Consider the following 20,950-nt stretch of genomic DNA (forward strand, 5'->3'; position numbering starts at 1 on the left):
AATGTTCCTGCTCTTTCTGCTTGCATGGTGAGTCGGTTCGTCGCTTCGATATATGCGTTACCATGTTCGCGCAACAATGTGGGATTGTCAGGAAATATGCGAATCTGAACGGTTATGGTTTGCATCTGATCACCTCCTTCACGGACATTATACCAAACAAATGTTCGTATAAAAAGGCTTATTGCACAATGAATTCGATGTCCGCTTACTCAAACGATAACAGTTGAGATGTGTAGGACAATTACGCTGTCTAAAGAGCCCTTGTCCTACGCCGATTCATCCCATGACTGAAGGCAAGGGCTTTCTCGGCTTGATTCTGTAATGCTCCGCGTCCTCCACGATCACTTGCTTTCCCGATACGGACCACGAAGGCAAGGCCTTCTGGCTTTCCAACCAAACAACCGCTGCCTTGCCGAAGCTTCCCGCGGTTATAATCGTCATCGGGACTTTCAAGGGCTTCTGTCCTTGCAGTACCTTCTTGGCATTCTTCTGGCTCTGGCGCATCTCATCCGTAATATTTCCGTTGTTGGCCTTGAGCAGCATGGATAAGCGTTCCAGCTCCTTAAGGTTCTCCGGCAATAATTTCTGTCCGTTGCTTTCGCTCGCCAGCGATTCGGCAAATCCATCGAAATGATACAACGTCCTTGCCACGCCCGTGTCGATAAGAAAACGTTGGACCAAGGATATCACCGTCAATGGCGCGTGCTTAGAATAATACTCGGGACTCCCTCCGTCAATGAGGACGATCCCCTTCACCTCGTCCGGATACCTCTGCGCGAAGCGAATGCTTTCAAGCGCGCTTAGAGAATGACCCACCATAAGGTAGGGCGGCCGAACACCCGACACCCGCAGCAATTCATGCGTTTCTTCCACGATATTGTCGATGTCCCTTGTGCGATCGGTCAATTCGCTATATCCGTAACCAAATCTGTCGACCACCGCATATCGGGCTTGCTTATCGATCTTGTCATACAGCGGGTAAAAATCAACGTAGGGATTAACCGTTCCCCATCCGGCATTAAACACCACGGTCGAATCGCCCTGGCCCCCGGTATAAATATGCATCTTACGCCCCAAGACATCATGCAGCGTACCGACGGGCTTGTATTTAAGCAAATCCGCGCGGACGCTCGCCCGTTGGTATACATAACCTATAATCAATACAACGATCATTAGAGCAAGCCCGTAAAGAATCAATCTTCGCGCCCATTTCCACACCCTTTTCACTTCTGCATCCTCTTCCCTCGGTTAAGGCTTATCTATTCGATATTCGAATCACTTCTCCCATTATAGTGAGTGTCATGCCTTTTTCTTCCTCAATATGGTTAATTTAGTGTAAATTCGCATTCAGACGCTCGCAAGCGCTTCTTTGTTCCCGCTGGATTTACGGTAGCCTAACAGCATGCCGACAGAACACAAGCTTACGAAAAGCAATACCCCGTACACATATTGGTACGCTTGAACCATTGGAATATCGTTCTGATACTCCAGGAGAAGACCGCAAACGGCCACCGACACGGAGCCTCCGAAAAACTGCAGCAGCTGCATGAGCCCCATGCCGCCACCGATTAAATTTCTCGGGAGATGAAGCGACGTTTCATTGTTTAAGGAGGCCAGCGTTGCGGACAGCGCAGGCGAGAAACAGAGGAAACCGCACAGAATGACCGCCGGCGAAGCCGCGATATCCAGCGCGTAGAAAGCCAATACCGCCGCGATAATAACGTGTCCGATCAGCAAGATGCGCAAATTGCCGTACCGGTCGATCCACTGCCCGAAGAAACGCGTCATAATGGCCGACAAGATCGCTCCCGGAGCAATCAACAATCCGATGCTCAAAGGGGATTTATCAAAGAGATGAGCAAGAACGAGAGGCATGAGAAACAGATTGCCCAAGTTAACCACCAGAACGCAAAACCCGATAAATAACAGTTTCCTGTAACCAGCCGTTTTCAATAACTCGGGATTGATGAAGGTTTCTTTCCTTCTGCTCAGGTACCAAGCGTGCGCGATGAACGATAACACGCTGATCGCGAGCCAAACCCAGGATTGTTGAGTCACGGCGATAAGCAGAGATGCCGCGTTCACAACCGTCAGGAAAGCACCAAGGATATCGAAGCGAGCAGCCGTTATGGGCCCCTCTCGAGGGAGCAGACGCAAGAGTACCGGAAGAATCGCAAGCACGAGGCAAGTAACGGCGAACAGTCCATTCCAGCCGAAGTACTCGCTGATCAGGCCTCCGGCAATCGGTCCTAACCCGAATGCCATGGCGCTGCCTGCCGAGATCATGGCAATCGCCTTGCCGCGCCTTTCGCCGGGAACGTACCGGCTAGCGAGTACCAAGCCCAATCCCGCCATCGCGCCGGCGCCTGTCGATTGCAGGATCCTTGCCGCAAGCACGGATTGAAAACCATGCGCGAAGATTCCCAACACGGAGGAAAGACCGAGGATCGTGAGCCCTACCGTCAATAGCCTGCGAAGAGATACCGCATCCGAAAGCCTGCTGTAGATGACCGTCGAGAGCGCATAACCGATGGAATAACTCGAGATAATCCACGAGCCCAAGTCGGCCGTTATATGCAGGTCCATGATAATGCTTGGAATCGAGACGTTAAACATCGTCGTATTCATGACGACGATAAACAAACCGACCGCCCATACGGGCATCACTATTTTGTCATTCAAAGATGCTTCATCCTATTCCTTGCTTTTACATTCAATTCTAACCGATATCCCCCGAGCACGCGAAAAGGGCATCCCGATGGATGCCCTTAATAGGAATACGTATGATTTTATACCGCCTGCCAAGCATGGTCCATATCGGCGATGAGGTCCTTCGGACTCTCCATCCCGACGTAAATCCTAACGACGTTGGGCGTCCGTTCCCCGGTTTCCTCGTTCCCGAGACGATTGACCGTCACCAGGCTTTCGAATCCGCCCCAGCTAACGCCGATTTTGAAATACTTCAGTCTTGTCGCCCACTCCTTCAATCGCTCCGTAGGCTCATGCGAGATAAAGGAGAATAGGCTGCTGAATCCGGACATCTGGCGCAAGCCGAGTTCATGCTGGGGATGGGAGGGCAGGCCCGGATGGTTAACGCGGCTGACGAAGCTCTGTTTTCCGATATGTTCCGCCACTAGAAGTCCGCTCTCTTCATGCCTTTGCATGCGCAAAGGGAGCGTACGCAGTCCTTTGGATATGAGCGATGCCGTCTGCGGAGTCATAATGCCGCCAAGCAGCATGTATTCCGAGTACCCGATCCGATCCATCAACTCTTTCGAGCCCATGACGACTCCGCCGATGCAGTCGCTGTGCCCTCCGATATATTTGGTTATGGAATGTACCACCAAATCAATGCCCATCGTAAGCGGGTTCTGGAAGCAAGGCGTTGCCCATGTGTTATCGATGATGGTTACTGCCCCTATGCCGCGGGCAAGCTCCGCGCACATCCGGAGATCCTGCAATTCGAAGAACGACGTTGTCGGACTTTCCAGGTAAAGCAGCTTCGTATTCGGACGAACCGATGCGTGCCACTGTTCAAGAGAGCTCCCGTCGACGAAAGTCGTTTCCACGCCGAAGCGGCTCAAGTAGGAACCCAGGAATTCCCGCGTCGGTCCGTAGGCTTGATGGACGCACACGATATGGTCACCCTGTCTGACAACGGACAAGATTGCCGAAGTGATCGCGGCCATCCCCGAGGCAAAACATTTGGCCGATTCGGCCTCCTCGAGCTCCGCAAGCTTCCGTTCCAAATATTCCACGGTAGGGTTGTTTCCGCGGGAATAGACGTGATGGTCCAACAGCTGCTTCATCGCTTCATCGAATTGGGCATAGCTCTCGAACGCGAACAGGCTGTTCTGGTAGATCGGTACGTGAATAGCGCCGTGATGTCTGACATCTAAGGGATCATAAGCGGTCTTGGTAAATTGTTGTTCTCGTTTACTCATCCTTTTTCTGCTCCTTGCGTCAATCCTTCTACGATGAATCTTTGGGCGAAAGCAAACAAGAGAATGGTCGGTATAATGGATAACACCGCTCCTGCGGACATGGCACCCCAATCGACGTCGAACTTAAGGATGAAGGAGTTCATCGCCACCGGCAGCGTCTTCAGCGCGTCGTTATCGATGAACATGACTGCGAGGAACAATTCGTTCCAGTTCTGCACGAAAGCGAAGATGAAGGTGGATGCGATGCCCGGCAGCATGACGGGAATGATAATGCGAACCAATGCGGACCATCTGGAACAGCCGTCGATCATCGCCGCTTCTTCCAGGCTGGCTGGAATCCGCTGGAAAAATCCGCGCAGCATGATGGTAGAGAACGGGATCAGAATGACCGTATACATAAGAACCAAAGAGAATCGGTTGTTAATCAAATTCATGCTGCTCATCATCAGGTACAACGGCGCAAGCGCAACGAATCCGGGCAGCATCTGGGTAGCGAAGAACGCTAGCATGATCTGCTTGTGACCGCGGAATTTGAATCGTGCCAGTACGTACGCGCTTAGAATGGCGATGACCAGCACGATCGCGGCGGAAAAAATGGCTACCAGCAAGCTGTTGCCGATGTAGATATGGAATTTCGATATTTTGAAAATATTCACGTAATTGTCCAACGTAAAGCGCTCGGGCCAATACTTAATCGGATACGAGAAGATATCCTTCTGCGGCTTGAGCGACGTGATGACGATCCAATACAGCGGAAAAACCATAATCAGCAGGTAAACCGTCAAGTAGACGAACTTGGACATGCCTAATATTCGCTGCTTCATCAGAATTCACCCGCCTTTTCTGCCTTGGTGACGGATAGGAAGAAGATCGTATAGAACAGCAGGATCACGATCATGATGATGCCGATGGCCGATGCGGCTCCATAATCTCCTGCGTAAATGATCCTATCCAACATCAGCGAGGATAGGATATGCGTGCTGCCTGCGGGGCCCCCGTTCGTTAATCCGTAAATAATCGTGGGATCGTTAAATATCCAGATTGCCCTTAACAGAGTCGTGGCGATGATAGTCGGCAGGATATAAGGCAGCGTTACGTTCCACAACCTGCGAAATCCGTTCGCGCCGTCCATGACCGCGGCTTCATACAACTCCGATGGAACGGATTGCAGCGCGGCAAGAAGCATGATGGCAAAGAACGCGATACCGTACCATACGTTGGCTATAATAACGGAAATCATCGCCCATTTGGGATCCGACAGAAATCCGATCCGTTCGTGAATTATGCCCGCCTGAAGCAGCAGGTCGTTAATGACGCCGATCTGGGAATTGAACATCCACTTCCAGATCATGCCGATAAGAAAGCCGGACAGAGCCCAGGAATAGAACACGAAGCCTTGATAAACGCCGCGGCCCCTGAATTGTTTCTTTAACACAAGAGCTAGCGAAAAGCCGAATAAAAATTGAAGGATAAGGGAGAAGAAGACCCAATACCCGCTGTTCTCCAAAGCCGATAAAAATTTGGGATCGTCGAATGCGGCCTTGAAGTTGTCGAGTCCGACGAAATGAACGCCACGCAAATCGAAAAGCTTATACTCTTGAAAGGCCATTATTATCCCTTTAAGGAACGGATAATACGTGAACGCAAGCACTAACAACAGGGCGGGAATCAACCCGGATAGAATAAATAATCTTTGTTTTTTCATTTCCGCACCGCCTTGGATAATAAATGGCGATGGGCGGCCAAAGCAGCCACCCATCACGCGATTTCATTAACCCTTATTTTTGAAGCTCGGCTTTCTGGATAACCCAGAAATCGTCCCACTTGCCTAGAGTATCCTCAAGGGTGGATTTACCAAGAAGAAGCGATTGTCCGGACTCCATTGCCACCTGTCCCCAATTTCCCGTGCCTGGGTATTGGAAAGGAGGTTTGAAGTTCACGAACGTATCCGGTTTGTTGGACATGTCGATCAATGTTTTGTAAGGGCCGGTCTTGAAGAATTCGTCTTCCGTTGCGCTCGTATGAATCGGAATCAAGCCGTAGTCCTTGGAGAATGCCGTATTCTCGGCAGGACTGGACAAGAATTCTATGAGCTTCCAAGCCTCTTCTTTATGCTTGGATTTCGAAGCGATTCCCCATCCTGCTCCGCCTGCTGCGAACAGGGCTTTGCCGGTTGGACCGGTTACGAGCGGTGCGGTTGCCCAGGTTCCCTCGGTCATCTTCTCCTGCAAGGATTGGATGACGTCCGGATCTTGCAGCAGTATGCCGGTTACGCCGGAAGTGAAAGCCTGCACTTGCTCCTGGAAGCCCCAGTTGATGGAGTCCGGAGGCGAAGTGTCTTTGTACAGCTTCAGGTATAGCTCCATGGCAGCCTTGGCTTCAGGCGTGGAGAAAACGGTTGCTCCGTCTTTGGTGAACATGGAATCCTCCAAATTCACTTTGTCTCCGTTATAGGCCAAGATCATGGCATCCGTTGTGCCGGTTGAACCCGCGCCGCCGCGGAACGAGAAGCCGAAACGGTTCTTGGCGGGATCCGTCAATTTTTTGGCCGTTTCGTAAAGCTCTTCCCAAGTCGTCGGAGGATTCAAGCCGGCTTCCTTCAACCAGTCCGACCGATAGAACATTTGTCTTTCATAGAGGCCGTTAGGCACGAAATACAATTTGTCGCTAACCGTGCCGACCGATTTGGATACGGCGCTTACCGAAGCATAATCCTTCCACTTATCGGCATATGCATTTAGCGGTTCGACATAGCCGTTATTGACGAGCTCGGCAACGTTCAAATCCCTGACCTCTAGGACATCCAACTGTTCGTCGGAGCCGAGCATCGTTCTGATTTTATTGTCCGCTTGATCGAAAGGAGGCGAGATGAATTCCACTTTAATGTTCGGATTTGCCGTTTCGAATTTCGTGATCATGGCTTGAATCAATTCTGTTCTCTTGGGACTAGTTAAGCTCTCAATCATGCGAAGCGTAACCTTGTCTCCGCCATCGCCATTTCCCTTGCTGCTGCATCCTGCCAACAGTCCTACCGTGACAACGGCACACAGCAATGAAGCCAGCACTTTTTTACGCTTATTCATCGACATAAATCCCCCTTTTATTGCATGTATCATACAGTCATCCTGTCTGATAGGTTGATTATATTTGAAAGCGCTTTTTCTTGTCAAGACGAATGTGATACTCTTTATTATTTTTGCTAAAAGCTTACGATCTTCTCTTCGACGCAGTCCATCAATTTGTTGAACTCTACCAAAGCCCCTTGCGTATCGTGCGCCGCGATCGCTTTGAACATCGTAATATGATAGGGATAGGTCTCATCGAAGAGCTGCTTGTTGCCTAGGGGCTCGTTAAAGAATTTCTCGTATAGGCCGGAGAAGGATTCCATTACGGTTTCGAGAATCGGGTTGTGGGATGCCTTGATAATATAGCGATGGAATGCCAGATCAATCTGGGAAGTGTCCTTATCGCTTTCCTTCAGGATGCGGTATTGTTCCAAGCACTCTTCCAATTCCTTGATCTGGGCCGGCGTAATGTTCTTCGAAGCTAACTCTACCGATTTCCCTTCCAGCGCCCTTCGTACGTCGAGAGTATTCAGCAGAAAATTACGCTCTCTATCGATCTTGACCTTGCCGGAGAATCGGAACGTATCGACATCGCGCACGAAAATCCCTTTGCCATTCTCTACCCGAACGATATCTATCGCTTCTAGGTAGCGAAGCGCTTCTCGCAAGGAGGAGCGTCCAACTCCGAACATGAGCGTCATTTCTTCCACGGAAGGCAGCTTATCCCCTTCCTTCAGTTCATTCTCCTGAATGAAATTCTGGATCTCTTGCGATACCAACTCATGTACTAGGATTTTTTGTACTTTTCTCATAGCTTGTTCTCTCCTCCTTTACCTTGCTACCTATCTGATAGGCAAAATAATACTCGACAGGCTTAGGGATGTCAATAAGCGTTGTGGCGATTAACTTAAATAAAGAAGCTAATCTTCAACCTTTAGCAGGTCAAGATTAGCTTCTTTTATTCAACCCTTAAGTTGTCAGAATCTCGACTCGGTAGTTAATGAACAAGCCCGATTCGATGACTCCCGGTATGCATTTGACTTCCTTCTCGTGATCCGAGGCGATTTTATTGAACCGGACGTCCAGGATTAGGTTGCCCGCTTCCGTGATGACGGGACCATCCTTGGATTTCGCCAATCTGAGGTTGATGTCGTTCGCGCCGAGCTTAAGCAATTCCGTCTCGACCAAGTTGACCGCCCGAGGGTCCACTTCGATCGGGGCCGCGAATTTCTCTCCGAGATAGGAAACGAATTTAGAGGAGTCTACGAGAATGTAATTCTCGGGAGAGCTCTTGATGACGAGCTTCTCGGCGAACATCGCGCCGCCTCTGCCCTTGATCAGGTTCTTCTGAGGATCTACCTCATCCGCGCCGTCGAAGGACCAGTCAGGCCTAGCGTTCAATAATGTCGATGTATGTAAGCCCAAAATAGAGCAAATAAGCGATACCTCGTGCGATGTCGGAATGGCGAGAACGTTCAGGTTCTGCTCCTTGACCTTCTTGCTGATCGCCAGCAAGGCAAGGTAAGACGTCGAGCCCGAGCCCACGCCGATCACGTCCCCGTTCTTCACGCGTTCCGCGATCTTCTCCGCTACCTTCTCTTTCTGCTCTCTATTGGAGATTTCGCTCGACCACTGCAAGGTGGTAGCGATTTTATTGTCCCAAATCATGAATGACCCTCGCTTTTGAATAAAGTGGACATGCCCTCAATCTGACATTTATTATAGCATATCATCCGGAGGTTGCTGCTCTTTATCGGATCGCCTAAACAGATTTTCCTCTAAGTAAGACACTAGAGTTTCCAATGGATTGCCCAGCTTAACTTTCGTTTCCTTCTGAACTTCCTTGACCGCTTCCACCATGGATAATTGGGCTACGGAAATCAACTTCCCCTTCTCCGACTCAAGCAAATTACGTATGTATTTGGACGTTACGATGTGATACTGCTCTTTCTTCCCTTGCATGATCAACTCGAAAGCATGGTTAATGACCTGAACTTCAACCTGCGGCTCTTTACCCAATGCCCCCGCGTATTCATGCAGCCGTTTCATCGTGCCTTCTACCGTAGCCGGATTTGTAAATAGCAAGATATGGGGCTGATCTAGATCGCATATATAGTTGAAAAAAGGTTCATCGAGTTTGATGATCGGAACTTGTACGGAGAGTTGATCTTCTTGGAGAATCGCAATGTAATTGGTGCATGTAATGATTATGGCATCAACATTGCATTGGGCGATCCACTCGACCTGCTCCTTCACCCTACGTTCGGCTTCCGATAAGCTATAGGTCTCATCCGACGCCATCCTGGTAATAAGCCCCGGGTCGACGAAATGAATCAGCTCGACCTCATACGCCGTTAACGCCTTCTCGATATACGCAATATTCGAATAATGGGCATGCAAGCACCCGATTTTTTGTTTCATGGTCAATCCCCCCTTCACTCTATATGTCTAGCCATTTTAACACAATACAGTGAAGGATATTCAGCGGAGGCCCGGAGCACAGATTAATTACTTCCTGGGCTTGTCTGGCTGGGTCGGACAAGAGATTCGCTATTTTGTCGAAAACCTCGTTTTCGGAACCCTTTCCGGACTATGGTTCCGTTATATCAGGAAATATCAGGTTGTCTGGCACCATTTCGGATGAATAACGGAACTACGGTCCGCATAACGCAGATTTGACGGGAATCTTAACACATAGCGGAACTACGGTCCGCCGTGCGCTTCGCGCCTGTTCCAAACACCAAACACAGAGAACCCAGCGCCATCTAAGGCACCGGGTTCTCAGTCTTTCCTATTCCTTACATCGCCCTGATCTCCAGCAGCTCGTATTTCACTACGCCCATTGGAGCGGTCACGCTAATGACATCGCCTACTTTTTTACCGACGAGCTCCTTGCCTAGCGGGCTTTCGTAGGAAATTTTATTCTCCAGCACATCCGCCTCGGCAGGGCCGACGATCCGATACTCCATTTTCTCGGAGAATTCGATATCGTTAAGGATGACTACGGATCCGACTTGAACTGTCGAAAGATCAAGCCCGTCGGAATCGACGACCCGTGCCTTGTTCAGCATCTTCTCGAGCACGATAATTCTCGTTTCCATGAAAGATTGATCGTTCTTGGCCGAATGATATTCGCTGTTCTCCTTCAGATCTCCATAGCTAATCGCCAGCTTAATCCGAGCTGCCAGCTCCTTGCGCTTCACGTATTTAAGATCATCAAGCTCGGCTTGTAATTTCGCTAATCCTTCTTTGGTCAAGATCACTACTTCGTTCGACATCTTTTACAGCTCCCATTTGTTTGTCTACTCCATTCTAACCTATATCTCCAACGAAGGTTTGAATTAATCATGGAAGCTCGAAGATTATTGGCCTTCTTCCCGCATCGCTTCTCCCAGCGGAGTCGGCAGATCATCGATGCTGCGGGTGTTCTTCTCCTGCCGGTATTTCTTTAGCTCATCCTCGCCCTTCTGCACGGACCAACGTTGCAGCGTGTCTCGTTCGCCGGTATAAGCCATGTAGGGAATGGCATAGCCGCAAGAGGTTTGAACCTTGTCGAAATCGATGCAGATAATCTGCCTTGCTCCCGGAAGAGGCTCGAAAAGGGGATACAAGGCGTCCCAGTCGGGGGAGTCCGGCAGAATAACGGTCCCCCTGCCGTACAGCCTTAAAATATTCGGAGGACCTTCGAAGGCGCAGAACATGATCGTAACCCTGCCGTTCTCTCTGATGTGGGCGCTTGTCTCGTTGCCGCTGCCCGTCAAATCCAGATACGCTACGCGATTAGCGGACAACACCCGGAGGGAATCGTAGCCTTTGGGCGAGAGGTTCACGTGACCCTCCGAGGATAGCGGCGCCGAGCCGACGAAGAAGAGGCGTTGCCGGCTAATGAATTCCTCATGTTCCGGTAGAAGTGCCGCGAATTGTTTTCCCATATCGCATCTCCCTTTTAGACAAGTAATATCCCAGATAGAGCATTGAAATCATCGATAATATTGTTTTAATTGGCAACGCAGGATGAACATTTCATAATCCAGACGGTCAAAATGACCGTTTCAAATGCGATATTAGCCAAGTTCACATGTAAGGTGGTCAAAATGACCGTTTCAGCGTGCAAATCAAAACATCGATGCCTAGTTTGGGTGTCAAAACGGTCAAAGTGACCGTCTCAAGATGCGAAGTTAGCTCAGTGAACGTGTGAGATGATCAAAATGGCCGTTTCGGCACATTTCTTCACGCAAGGCTTTTCCTAAGCTAATTGAATAGCATTGTTTTATATTGTATTTGAAGCAAAATCACTTCATGTAAGGGTAGATAAAGATGTTTTTCATCGCTGTTGGTGATGATTTTTCAAAAAATGGTCTGCAAATAAACTAAGAACGATGTTTTCAACCGTACTTTGAATCCGAATAAGCTTTTGCAGCGAGAATAACGATGATTTTCAATCCTTTTCCTTCTTCGACCTTCGTCTCGCTTATTCCTTCAACGACAGAACGCCCTTACTGCAGCCATCGGCGGCCGAAAAAAAGCGCCCAAGAACATGTTCCTGTTCTTAAGCGCTTCGTTGTTAACGAACAACTATAAGGCGACCGCTTCTTCCCTCCGCTGATGCATTAAAGACTGCGCGACCACCATGGACAGCAATTCCCTCGTTGAGCAGGTCTTGGTCTTCTCCTGGATTCTGGCCATATGATTCTTCACTGTCTTCTCCGTAATGAAAAGCTCGTTCGCCAAGTGCTTGTTGCTGTATCCGTATCTCGATAGGTAGAATAAAATCTCTTTCTCGCGTTCTGTCAGGCAATGGTGCTGGGCAAAATTAGATACGACTCTCAACAGATAGGATGACTCCGATTGTAAATTCAAGCAAGGCACCTCGATTTTAAGCGTACTTTCATTTTACATTACAATTGTTAGCGTATTATTAGCGATATGTAAAGCGTTCATAGATTAACTTTTATCCAAATTGTTTAACAAGTTATCTTCCAACATGGATTCCTTATCGCCTTATTCGCTGAGCTCGTATTCTACTTTCGGAGGAACTTGGTTATAGACGATCCGATTAACGATGCCGTCTTGCTCTAATTCCCTCAGCTGCTGCGTCAACATTTTCTGCGTGATTCCGGGCATAATACGCGATCATGGCTTGTCCCTCCAACCTTAGTAACGCAATAAAGATTACTTTTAAGTACCTATAGCACTAAAAAGTACGTACTGTTCATCATGATCGGAAAAACCCATAATAACATTTGCCGCGTATTGGAGAAGAAGGATGAAGCAAGAAATAATAATCTCAAGATTTCCGCGTAATCATCACTTTAGGAGGTTTTATCGTGACTCACAACTTACAAGCGACTACGACTTTAAGCAATGGCGTTCAAATGCCCTGGTTTGGCCTGGGAGTCTTTAAAGTAGAAGAAGGTTCCGCGGTTGTAGAATCGGTTAAATCCGCGATCAGGCAAGGTTATCGGAGCATAGATACGGCTGCCATCTATCAGAACGAGAGCGGCGTAGGACAAGGGATTCGCGAAGCCCTAGCCGAGACGGGACTTAACAGAAAAGACCTCTTCGTGACTTCGAAGGTTTGGAACGCCGACCTCGGTTACGATGCGACGCTTGCCGCGTACGAAACAAGCTTAAACAAACTAGGTTTGGACTACCTTGATCTATACCTCATTCACTGGCCTGTCAAGGTTAAGTACAAAGAGGCATGGAGAGCGCTCGAAACCCTATATACCGACGGGCGAGTCAAAGCGATCGGGGTTAGCAACTTCCAAATTCACCATCTTGAGGATGTCATGAAAGACGCTGCGATTAAACCGATGGTAAATCAGGTGGAATACCATCCGTATCTTGCACAGCAAGAGCTGCTTGCCTTCTGCAAAGCCCAGAATATTCAGATGGAGGCTTGGTCTCCTTTAATGCAAGGCCAATTATTGGATAACCCCGTATTGCAAGAAATCGCGGATAAGTACGGAAAATCGGTCGCCCAAGTCATTCTTCGGTGGGACTTGCAGCATGGCGTCGTCACGATTCCGAAATCGACGAAAGAGCATCGGATTATCGAGAACGCGGCCGTGTTCGACTTCGAGCTATCCGCTGGCGATGCTGCCCGAATCGATGGCCTGAACCGGAATCAACGCGTCGGACCGGATCCGGACAATATTGATTTCTGACGAAAAAGCCGGGATCTCTTTTGGGATCTCGGCTTTTTCTCATCGTAGAAAGGAGATTGGTATAAATTGTCGAATTCTATCTTTAATTGTACTTAACAGCGAGGTGTCAGATGAAGTCGGTATATTGGTTAACGGCTCTGAAGTTTCTTGCCATAATCATTTCGCTATTCGCATTCTATCCTTTGCCTGCGAATGCTGCCGCAAGCCATCCGATCCAGATCAGAGAATGGCAAGTAATGTGGATTGAAAAAGAAGACCTGTCCGATAAAGTTCCCTCCATAGATGGAAAATGGGAAGAATTCAGCGCTGACAAACCGGAGACGGTCGTTCCGGAAGGCGCGAGTGGAATGTGGGTTCATCTGATCGTTCCTCCCACTGCCGACTGGCAGCGACCGGGCATGCTAGCTGATCGGTTATACGGACTAGAGCTTTCCGTATATCAAGGAAATCGGCTTGTATTCGAATCCCGACGCGATTTCGGATTCGATCTGAATAAGCTCCTGCTCCCGATCGGCCAGTTCTCCGAACCTCAGGATTTCTATATTCGGATCATCACGACAAGCGATCGTGCCGGACTGATTAGCGCCATCCGAATCGATGATTTCGAGACCTTATCCCACCGATTCGTCAACAAGGAATTGCCCGACCTCTTGCTTGGAACTTCGATCGCTTTTCTCGCCTTGATTATGTTCATATGCTCCGGCTACTTGCAACGGAGACAACGACGCTCATGGATCTCGCTCTGCTTGATCGCTTTAACGACGGGCACGTTAATCATTGTCTATTGTCCGTTAACCTACATTTATTTGAAGGAATACGGAGACGTTCTGCTTCTGCTGTTCGACGTTTCTTTATTCGTGCTGTTCCCTTCGCTCAATTATTATATCGATCAGGTATTCGACGGCCAATTCCGCTTCTTCACGAAATTCCGGAATTTCCAAGCGGGTTACTCCGCGGTCTGCTTGGTCGGTCTCTTTATCTACGCGACTTCGATCCATCGGTATTACGACCTCTTTTATTTGCTTTCGAACGTCATTATGGGTGTTCTGATTTTAACGCAGCTGCTGCTCATCATCGTCTTGTCTATCCTGAATGCGCTCAAGGGGAATAAGGATTCCGTTATTCTTTCGGGAGGAATTCTCTCCCTGGCATTGTCCGGAACGGTTGATTTGACGTTGTATTACTTAAGCGACAAGAGATATGTCCTGTTCTTATGGAAGCTCGGAGTAGTGATCATGATCGTAACCCTTGTCATTATCCTCGCAAGGCGCATATCGGCCGACTATGCCAAGCTCGTGACCTATTCCAAGGAGTTGGAGCTCTACAACCGCAGCCTTCAGCGCACGGAGAAAATGAAGATCATCAGCGACCTGGCGGCTTCCGTTGCGCATGAAGTACGTAACCCGTTGCAGGTTACGCGCGGATTCCTGCAATTGCTTGCCGGCAGAACCGACGAGAAGAGCAAGCCCTATTTCGATCTTGCCGTTAACGAGTTGGACAGGGCATCCGATATCATTACCGACTTCCTAACCTTTGCCAAGCCCGAGATGGACAAGATCGCTTTACTGAATCTATCGAAAGAGATAAGGAAAATCGAAGCCATGATGATTCCATTGGCAGCCATGCATGGCGGCGTTCTGGTATGTCACACGCAGGAAAATCTCTATTTTCACGGCAATTCCTCGAAGTTAAAGCAAGCTCTGATCAACATAATCAAGAATAGTATCGAAGCTATCGGGAAGGAAGGATTAATCGAGATTAAGGCTGCTTCCGAAGAGGGGGATGCCGTCATTCGTATTTCGGACAACGGCGAAGGGATGGATGAAGAGCAGATTGTTAATCTTGGAGTCCCTTACTTCTCTACGAAAACAAAAGGAACCGGCCTCGGCATGATGGTCACTTTTCGCATCATCGAAGTCATGAAGGGAACGATAAAAATTCACAGCACCAAAGGAAAAGGAACCGAATTCCTGATTCGGTTCCCGCTGGTCGTGAAGGATAAGGTTCTACCAGACGATGTTGGGGCTTGATTCGCCATCCGCGACGTCTTCCGGTTTCGGCGGAAGGGTCAAGTAATAGAGGGACGGGCTTTCTTCAACCACTTTCAGTTCGATCCCGTCTGGAATATCAACGCCAAATGCTTCTTTAATCGCTTTCTTAGGTTTGATCAAAAGATTTTGCTTGAAAGAGTCGTCTTCCCAGGCTTTCTTAATAATTTGGATTTTCAATGATTCTACTGACATGAGAGCACGACCTTTCCAATAAGTGGGTTAAATGGCCCCCTTATCATATCATGCCCATAGGACAAATTCCTCAATTTATTGTGATATTCGACAGAAAATAGGACAAACTGCCTCCCGATGCCAGCTTTATTGTCGTTTCTTCTGCCGAGTCGGCGTCTTTGCGTAATCCCATGGCAATGGTTTCTTGAAATTCAATCAGGCTCGCCGGGACATGGGCGATTTTCTTTAACCTTTCACCATGGTCCCGGACGATTTCAGCCAGTTTGTCTAGCGCATCGGTACGATAGATGGCTTGCTTTACCGTTCTTTCATCCAAAGGTTGTCCGGAGGGCAGAGAAAGTCTCTCCCGAACAAGCGTGAGAAACGCATTGCCCTTCTCCTCCGCGAGATCCTCGCGCCAATCCGTCCAATCATCGGAAAGCTGCAGCGTCGCGAGTACGAGATCTATAGCTTCCTCTAGCTCGGCCATACGGTCTAGCTGTCCGGATATGAGAAGCATCCCGGCAGCGCATAGCTTAACCGGGGCGGACTTCCGGGCCAGCTGCCTGAAGTCTCGCGGATCAGCCGCATGCTTGCCCTCTTGGGATACCGCGGAAGCCCAGTCCGCGATGTAACCTTGGTAATACTTCCATAAGGGAGAGTCACTCGGGAAGTAGCTGCTGTATCGCTGCTGGAACAGCGTCTGATAGAGCTGACCGAGCACGAGAGAACTGCGAACTTTTAACGAATGCAGCTCCGTCCCCTCATCCATCACGTCATCCAGCAAGAAGAAATGGATCATCGCGAATACGTTCCCGACCGCAAGATCCCTGCTCATAAGTCCGGAACTATTCGTCTGTTCCCTTAACCAGTAGGGCAGGAGGAAACTGATATAATTAGTGCCCGCGTTAGTTCGCAAAGGGTTCAGTCTGGCTAGCAGCGCAAACCCTAGCTCGTCCAGGGGAGCAGGAAACTTAGCGGTCTCCGCAGCCGCCTCTTCGAAAATCCGCTCGATCTCGTTTTCATAATCTTCTAACCAGTCCATTCTACGCCGTCCTCTTTTCCGGTTGTGCGATGTCACTTTGGGGGTCGGATCTCATCACCCAAGTATTCTCTCTGCATGATCCTTACATTTTCTCTGTGACAATCTACTGTTGATGGCGATAAAAAGCGGAATTCCGCTTCAAGTTCGTTAATGGTCATTTCATCGCCGGAGATTACGGCATTCTTTAATCGTTCTAGGTAGTCTAAGGCCATTGTTATTCTTTCAACCATTTCGATTGGACTTGCCGTATGTTGACCGTGTCCGGGAATTAGCATCCTAATAGGATGATCGGTCAAAATCGTCTTAACCTTATTAAGAGTCTGTTCATATGCCTTTGCACTGTGATAGATAAAAGGCAGTTCAAAATCGGACAAGTAATCGCCAGCCAAAAATACCCCCATAGCATCGACAATAGTAAACAAACCGTCTTGCGTATGTCCGGGTGCTTTATAAAAGGTCAGAGTCGTCGAACCGATCGTTATCTGCTGGGCGTCTTGTTCTATAACTATATCGATTGCAGGAAACTCGACTTCATATTCGCGAGTAATATAGTAGGCAGCGTCAAACTCCCGTATTAAATGAACCTTGTGCTCCTTTTTCGGGTGGTTTTGCATTTCCAAGCTGCCTATGGTTTTAGCTCCAGGAAAGGCGTTATAGCCTATTATGTGATCGTAATCCCCATGCGTGAACAACAGATAACACTGCTTATTTCCTTTAATCGACATGACATGCGATTGAATATCACGAATTTCATTGGGAAGGCATGCCGGATCCACGATTAAGATAAAGTCGTCTAGCTCAATTACGGTAGAAGTCGTCTGAAATAATGCGCTTTGGAAAATCGTAACATGCCCGTCGGTATATTGAATCATAGAATCGTTCTCCTATTTATGAATCGGATTAACGTCCCCGACAATCTTCTTCATGCTCTCGTAGCTGATCGCCCCAAGGTAGCGCTCCCGAACGACCCCCGACTTGTCGATGAGATACGTTGTGGGATAGGCCGTCACCTTATATTGATTGGCGGCTTGGCCAGCTTCGTCTAATACGACCGGGAAGCCGAGGTCATGCTTTTTAACGTAGCTATGGACCTGCTGGGTATTTCTTTCCTGGCTCGTCACGTTGACTGAAAGTACCACGACGCCTTGATCCTTGTAATTCTGATACAGCTTCTCCACGTGCGGCATCTCCGCCTTGCACACCTGGCACCATGTTGCCCAGAAATTCATCAGCACGGTTTGGCCTCTGAAATCCGACAGGTTAACGGCGTTCCCATTCAAATCCGTTAATTGAAAATCCGGGGCGAGCTGATCCTGTTTGATGCTTTTCCCGTCTCCGGGATGTAACAGCGTGGAAGCGATCATCGTGATTACGAGAAGGACGCTTAACGCCTGCGCGGCAACTTTCGGAGACGGACTTAGCAGAAAAATAAGCAGAGAAGCGAAGAGCCCCAGGATCACATAAGAGTAGCCCCCTGCCGAATCGGAAAGCAGAACGGCCGCCAGATAAACCGCGGTCACCCAGCTCGATGCCATAGTTGCAACAGCCGCTGCCGTTTGCCGAGCCGTCCCTAGCATTCTTGAATAGCGAAATCCCATATAGCCGATCGCAACTGCGGAAGCTAGAAATACGCCCCGTACTCCTCCGCTGAAGAAGAGTAGGGACATCGGGTGGTCGATCACGCTCGCGGAATCGAACAAAAGCAAGCTGCCCTTCCATAAGACGATCCATATGAAAACCGCATCCCACGCCACGGAGATGATCTTTTCCCGTTCCGGGTTCGCCCGTTGTTGGAAGCGAACCGCTAGCACGCCAGCTACCCCGGCTAACAGATAGACGAGCAGCTCCGCGTTCAGAACGAAAGTTCCGACCTGCAGGTTCGGCATCTGTCCCATTGCGCCCATTTCATCCACTCCCTTCTCATTTTCCTAAGGTAATCGGAAGATCGCGAACGGATCGCCATAGCGAAAGGGATTGCTGATCTCATCGAGTTCCTGCTGGAGCTCTGAGCCAAGAGTGATGGCCAGACTCCGCAAGTTATCTTCCACTTGCTCGGTCCTCGTAGCTCCCACGATTACGGTCGAGACAGCGGGACGAGCCATAAGCCAGGCAAGTGATAGTGCACTTGCGGAATGCCCGTGCTCCGTCGCCAGTCTGCTAACCTGCTGTCCTAGCGCAATACTCCTATCGTCAAAAAACCTGCGGAAGTTAGGATCCGTACTCGCTCTCGAGCCTTCCGGGGCTGCATCGATCGATGGATATTTTCCGCTAAGGATGCCGCCTGCCAGAGGGAAATACGGAATAATTCCGACTCCCTGATCCAGACAGAGAGGGACGAGCTCATTCTCCGGCGTACGATCGGCAAGCGAATAACTCGTTTGGGTCGACACATATCGGCTAAAGCCCTTAAGCTCGCTGATTCCCAGCGCCTTCATGATCTCCCACGCCGCATAGTTGGAAGCCCCGATGTACCGCACTTTGCCCGAGCTCACCATGTCGTCCAAAGTACGCAACGTTTCTTCTAACGGGGTGTTCGGATCGAAGGTATGAATCTGATACAAGTCGATGTAGTCCGTGTTCAAGCGCCGGAGGCTTCCCTCCAGTTCCTGCTGCAGATGATAGCGGGACGAACCTTTCTCGTTAGGTCCTTTGCCTCTCGCGAGTCCGGCTTTGGTCGCCAGTACCGCCCGTTGCCGTTTGCCTTGCAGCGCCAGTCCGATGATTCTCTCCGATTCCGTACCCGCGTAAATATTAGCCGTATCTATGAAATTAATGCCGTGATCCAAGGCATAATCGACGATTCGAATGGACGTATCCTGATCCGCCCGCTTGCCGAACGAGTTCGTTCCTAAACCTAAAGCGGACACTTCTAGTCCGCTATTCCCTAGACGCCGGTAGCGCATGTCGATGGTTGCCATATTAAACCCCTACCTTAATTTGCTTGCTGCGTAATTGTCCGCACGCGGCATCGATGTCCGTCCCGTGCTCCAGACGAACGCTGCAGCTCACGCCCTGCTTCTTAAGCGTGTCGTAGAACGCGCTTATCGTCTCCCGGTCCGGTCTTTGGTATTGGCTATGCTCGTCGACCGGGTTGTAAGGAATCAGGTTCACGTTGGCGAGCTGACGCCGGTCTCCGATCAGCTCGGCAAGCTCGACGGCATGCTCCCTTTGATCGTTGACGTCCTTCAGCATGATGTATTCGAGCGTGATTCTCCGGTTCGTTTTCTCTAGATAGTAATCTATCGCCTTCATAAGCTTCGCGATCGGAATCGCCTTATTGATCTTCATGATCCGGGTTCTAATCTCGTCATTCGGCGCATGCAAGGAGATCGCGAGATTCACTCTCAAGTCGGCATCGGTGAATTCGTAGATCTTATCGGCTAGTCCGCTCGTAGATACCGTAATATGTCTAGCCGCAAGCGCAAGACCCTTCTGGTCTTTGACGACCGTCAGAAAATCGACCAGATTCTCGAAGTTATCTAACGGCTCGCCGATTCCCATGACTACGACATGGCTCACCAATTCGTCCTTCGCCGCTTGATCGAGATGATGTTGAACGTTCATGACCTGCTCCACGATCTCCCCGCTGGACAGATCCCGGCTCTTCTTCAACAGCCCGCTCGCGCAGAAGCTGCACCCGATATTGCAACCTACTTGGGTCGTGACGCAGACCGACAAACCGAATTTGTGCCGCATCAATACGGTTTCGATCAGGTTGCCATCCTTAAGTTTAAACAGGAATTTAATCGTCCCGTCTACGGATTCCTGCCGAACGTGCTCAAGCATCGTCTGGATGACGTAATGCTCGGACAGCACCTGAACGCATTCCTTATTAACATCGACCATCTCGGAGAAGTCCGTTGCCCGCTTCCGGTAGAGCCAATCCCATACCTGGGAGGCGCGGGACTTCTTGTGCCCGTGCTCCATCAGCCATGCCGTGAGCTGATCGAACGTTAAGCCGTATATGGATTCTTTATTCATTTGTTCGTTACCCTCATTTCGAAGCTTCATCTATCCGTCTATTATACCCTAGACCGATTGCGACACGAAATGGCTTTGCGCTTCCGCTAGAAAGTGACCGCATCGGGTGCCGAGGGTGCGTGCGGGGGCGTAACGGCAATTCTTGCCGTTACAGCGTTGGCCCGAGGGTGCGTGCGGGGGCGTAACGGCAATTCTTGCCGTTACAGCGTTGGCCCGGGGGTGCGTGCGGAGGCGTAACGGCAATTCTTGCCGTTACAGCGTCGGCCCGGGGGTGCGTACGGAGGCGTAACGGCAATTCTTGCCGCTACAGCGTTGGCCCGGGGGTGCGTGCGGGAGCGTAACGGCAATTCTTGCCGTTACAGCGTTGTCCCGGGGGTGCGTGCGGGGGCGGCGTAAAATCGAGTAGGCCCATGCGCAATTGCATGGGCCTCTCACAGATCCGTACGTGCGGGTCAACGCATACGGCTCTTCCAGTATTTATCCCCTCTAGGGATGAAGTTCATTGTAAAGATCGGTTAGCGCA

General features: G+C 49.7%; 20 protein-coding genes and 1 pseudogene. 2 read left to right on the forward strand and 19 right to left on the reverse strand.

Annotation, left to right across the window (positions count from 1 at the left end; genetic code table 11):
• Nucleotides 1–276 precede the first annotated feature (276 nt).
• The 13 genes and pseudogenes from E2980_RS22820 to E2980_RS22880 form a co-directional block, all read right to left on the reverse strand.
• Nucleotides 277–1,227, reverse strand: a complete 951-nt coding sequence (locus E2980_RS22820) for an alpha/beta fold hydrolase (protein ID WP_240703156.1) — start codon at nt 1,225–1,227, stop codon at nt 277–279.
• Between the two features lie 120 nt (nt 1,228–1,347).
• Nucleotides 1,348–2,682 carry an MFS transporter gene (locus tag E2980_RS22825; protein ID WP_135154528.1) on the reverse strand — a complete coding sequence of 445 codons (1,335 nt, stop codon included), beginning with the start codon at nt 2,680–2,682 and terminating at the stop codon, nt 1,348–1,350.
• Nucleotides 2,683–2,789: 107 nt separating this feature from the next.
• Nucleotides 2,790–3,944 (reverse strand): trans-sulfuration enzyme family protein, encoded by a 1,155-nt coding sequence (locus E2980_RS22830; RefSeq protein ID WP_135154529.1) that lies wholly within the window; start codon nt 3,942–3,944, stop codon nt 2,790–2,792.
• Nucleotides 3,941–4,768, reverse strand: a complete 828-nt coding sequence (locus tag E2980_RS22835; RefSeq protein WP_135154530.1) for a carbohydrate ABC transporter permease — start codon at nt 4,766–4,768, stop codon at nt 3,941–3,943. The genes E2980_RS22830 and E2980_RS22835 overlap by 4 nt, the downstream gene beginning before the upstream one ends.
• On the reverse strand, nt 4,768–5,649 hold the full coding sequence (locus E2980_RS22840; RefSeq protein ID WP_135154531.1) for a carbohydrate ABC transporter permease: 882 nt from the start codon (nt 5,647–5,649) through the stop codon (nt 4,768–4,770). The genes E2980_RS22835 and E2980_RS22840 overlap by 1 nt, the downstream gene beginning before the upstream one ends.
• A gap of 73 nt (nt 5,650–5,722) precedes the next feature.
• Nucleotides 5,723–7,027, reverse strand: a complete 1,305-nt coding sequence (locus E2980_RS22845; protein WP_167747230.1) for an ABC transporter substrate-binding protein — start codon at nt 7,025–7,027, stop codon at nt 5,723–5,725.
• A 116-nt stretch (nt 7,028–7,143) separates the two neighbouring features.
• Nucleotides 7,144–7,821 (reverse strand): FadR/GntR family transcriptional regulator, encoded by a 678-nt coding sequence (locus E2980_RS22850; protein ID WP_135154533.1) that lies wholly within the window; start codon nt 7,819–7,821, stop codon nt 7,144–7,146.
• 157 nt (nt 7,822–7,978) lie between these two features.
• Nucleotides 7,979–8,677, reverse strand: a complete 699-nt coding sequence (gene rpiA / locus E2980_RS22855; RefSeq protein WP_135154534.1) for a ribose 5-phosphate isomerase A — start codon at nt 8,675–8,677, stop codon at nt 7,979–7,981.
• Nucleotides 8,678–8,728: 51 nt separating this feature from the next.
• Nucleotides 8,729–9,430, reverse strand: a complete 702-nt coding sequence (locus E2980_RS22860) for a hypothetical protein (protein WP_135154535.1) — start codon at nt 9,428–9,430, stop codon at nt 8,729–8,731.
• A gap of 377 nt (nt 9,431–9,807) precedes the next feature.
• A complete protein-coding gene (gene greA, locus E2980_RS22865) occupies nt 9,808–10,287 on the reverse strand; it encodes a transcription elongation factor GreA (protein WP_135154536.1) in 480 nt (159 codons plus the stop codon).
• Between the two features lie 84 nt (nt 10,288–10,371).
• Nucleotides 10,372–10,941: a pyridoxamine 5'-phosphate oxidase family protein gene (locus E2980_RS22870; RefSeq protein ID WP_135154537.1), complete on the reverse strand. Its 570-nt coding sequence runs from the start codon at nt 10,939–10,941 to the stop codon at nt 10,372–10,374.
• Nucleotides 10,942–11,584: 643 nt separating this feature from the next.
• On the reverse strand, nt 11,585–11,869 hold the full coding sequence (locus tag E2980_RS22875; protein WP_240703157.1) for a response regulator transcription factor: 285 nt from the start codon (nt 11,867–11,869) through the stop codon (nt 11,585–11,587).
• Between the two features lie 141 nt (nt 11,870–12,010).
• Nucleotides 12,011–12,139 (reverse strand): annotated as a pseudogene (locus E2980_RS22880) (winged helix-turn-helix transcriptional regulator); the annotation flags it as partial.
• 197 nt (nt 12,140–12,336) lie between these two features.
• Between E2980_RS22880 and E2980_RS22885 the strand changes: the two are divergent.
• Together E2980_RS22885 and E2980_RS22890 are read left to right on the forward strand one after the other, a co-directional pair.
• Nucleotides 12,337–13,179, forward strand: a complete 843-nt coding sequence (locus E2980_RS22885) for an aldo/keto reductase (protein WP_135154539.1) — start codon at nt 12,337–12,339, stop codon at nt 13,177–13,179.
• Between the two features lie 110 nt (nt 13,180–13,289).
• Entirely contained in the window at nt 13,290–15,209 is a 1,920-nt protein-coding gene (locus E2980_RS22890) for a sensor histidine kinase (protein ID WP_135154540.1), read from the forward strand.
• Here the strand turns inward: E2980_RS22890 and E2980_RS22895 are convergent.
• The 6 genes from E2980_RS22895 to rlmN form a co-directional block, all read right to left on the reverse strand.
• Nucleotides 15,186–15,422: an NHLP leader peptide family RiPP precursor gene (locus E2980_RS22895; RefSeq protein WP_135154541.1), complete on the reverse strand. Its 237-nt coding sequence runs from the start codon at nt 15,420–15,422 to the stop codon at nt 15,186–15,188. The two genes, E2980_RS22890 and E2980_RS22895, sit on opposite strands and share 24 nt — an antisense overlap.
• Before the next feature lie 70 nt (nt 15,423–15,492).
• Nucleotides 15,493–16,446, reverse strand: a complete 954-nt coding sequence (locus E2980_RS22900) for a class 1 isoprenoid biosynthesis enzyme (protein WP_135154542.1) — start codon at nt 16,444–16,446, stop codon at nt 15,493–15,495.
• Between the two features lie 32 nt (nt 16,447–16,478).
• Entirely contained in the window at nt 16,479–17,318 is an 840-nt protein-coding gene (locus E2980_RS22905; protein WP_135154543.1) for an MBL fold metallo-hydrolase, read from the reverse strand.
• A gap of 12 nt (nt 17,319–17,330) precedes the next feature.
• The gene (locus tag E2980_RS22910) at nt 17,331–18,350 is read right to left on the reverse strand and encodes a TlpA family protein disulfide reductase (protein WP_135154544.1); all 1,020 of its coding nucleotides are present in this window, start codon (nt 18,348–18,350) and stop codon (nt 17,331–17,333) included.
• Between the two features lie 24 nt (nt 18,351–18,374).
• Nucleotides 18,375–19,349: an aldo/keto reductase gene (locus tag E2980_RS22915; protein WP_135154547.1), complete on the reverse strand. Its 975-nt coding sequence runs from the start codon at nt 19,347–19,349 to the stop codon at nt 18,375–18,377.
• Nucleotides 19,350–19,365: 16 nt separating this feature from the next.
• A complete protein-coding gene (gene rlmN / locus E2980_RS22920) occupies nt 19,366–20,427 on the reverse strand; it encodes a dual-specificity RNA methyltransferase RlmN (RefSeq protein WP_135154545.1) in 1,062 nt (353 codons plus the stop codon).
• Nucleotides 20,428–20,950 lie beyond the last annotated feature (523 nt).

Origin of the sequence: Cohnella luojiensis (assembly GCF_004564235.1) — a bacterium.
Taxonomy (GTDB): Bacteria; Bacillota; Bacilli; order Paenibacillales; family Paenibacillaceae; genus Cohnella; species Cohnella luojiensis.

Bases quoted from the DNA above. Each gene is read 5' to 3' on its own strand.
- E2980_RS22895 (WP_135154541.1), bottom strand. From the start codon at position 15,422: ATGTCAGTAGAATCATTGAAAATCCAAATTATTAAGAAAGCCTGGGAA.
- E2980_RS22890 (WP_135154540.1), top strand. From the start codon at position 13,290: ATGAAGTCGGTATATTGGTTAACGGCTCTGAAGTTTCTTGCCATAATC.
- E2980_RS22860 (WP_135154535.1), bottom strand. From the start codon at position 9,430: ATGAAACAAAAAATCGGGTGCTTGCATGCCCATTATTCGAATATTGCG.
- E2980_RS22915 (WP_135154547.1), bottom strand. From the start codon at position 19,349: ATGCGCTACCGGCGTCTAGGGAATAGCGGACTAGAAGTGTCCGCTTTA.
- E2980_RS22850 (WP_135154533.1), bottom strand. From the start codon at position 7,821: ATGAGAAAAGTACAAAAAATCCTAGTACATGAGTTGGTATCGCAAGAG.
- rlmN (WP_135154545.1), bottom strand. From the start codon at position 20,427: ATGAATAAAGAATCCATATACGGCTTAACGTTCGATCAGCTCACGGCA.
- E2980_RS22900 (WP_135154542.1), bottom strand. From the start codon at position 16,446: ATGGACTGGTTAGAAGATTATGAAAACGAGATCGAGCGGATTTTCGAA.
- E2980_RS22845 (WP_167747230.1), bottom strand. From the start codon at position 7,027: ATGAATAAGCGTAAAAAAGTGCTGGCTTCATTGCTGTGTGCCGTTGTC.
- E2980_RS22870 (WP_135154537.1), bottom strand. From the start codon at position 10,941: ATGGGAAAACAATTCGCGGCACTTCTACCGGAACATGAGGAATTCATT.
- E2980_RS22910 (WP_135154544.1), bottom strand. From the start codon at position 18,350: ATGGGCGCAATGGGACAGATGCCGAACCTGCAGGTCGGAACTTTCGTT.
- E2980_RS22835 (WP_135154530.1), bottom strand. From the start codon at position 4,768: ATGAAGCAGCGAATATTAGGCATGTCCAAGTTCGTCTACTTGACGGTT.
- E2980_RS22840 (WP_135154531.1), bottom strand. From the start codon at position 5,649: ATGAAAAAACAAAGATTATTTATTCTATCCGGGTTGATTCCCGCCCTG.
- E2980_RS22830 (WP_135154529.1), bottom strand. From the start codon at position 3,944: ATGAGTAAACGAGAACAACAATTTACCAAGACCGCTTATGATCCCTTA.
- E2980_RS22905 (WP_135154543.1), bottom strand. From the start codon at position 17,318: ATGATTCAATATACCGACGGGCATGTTACGATTTTCCAAAGCGCATTA.
- greA (WP_135154536.1), bottom strand. From the start codon at position 10,287: ATGTCGAACGAAGTAGTGATCTTGACCAAAGAAGGATTAGCGAAATTA.
- rpiA (WP_135154534.1), bottom strand. From the start codon at position 8,677: ATGATTTGGGACAATAAAATCGCTACCACCTTGCAGTGGTCGAGCGAA.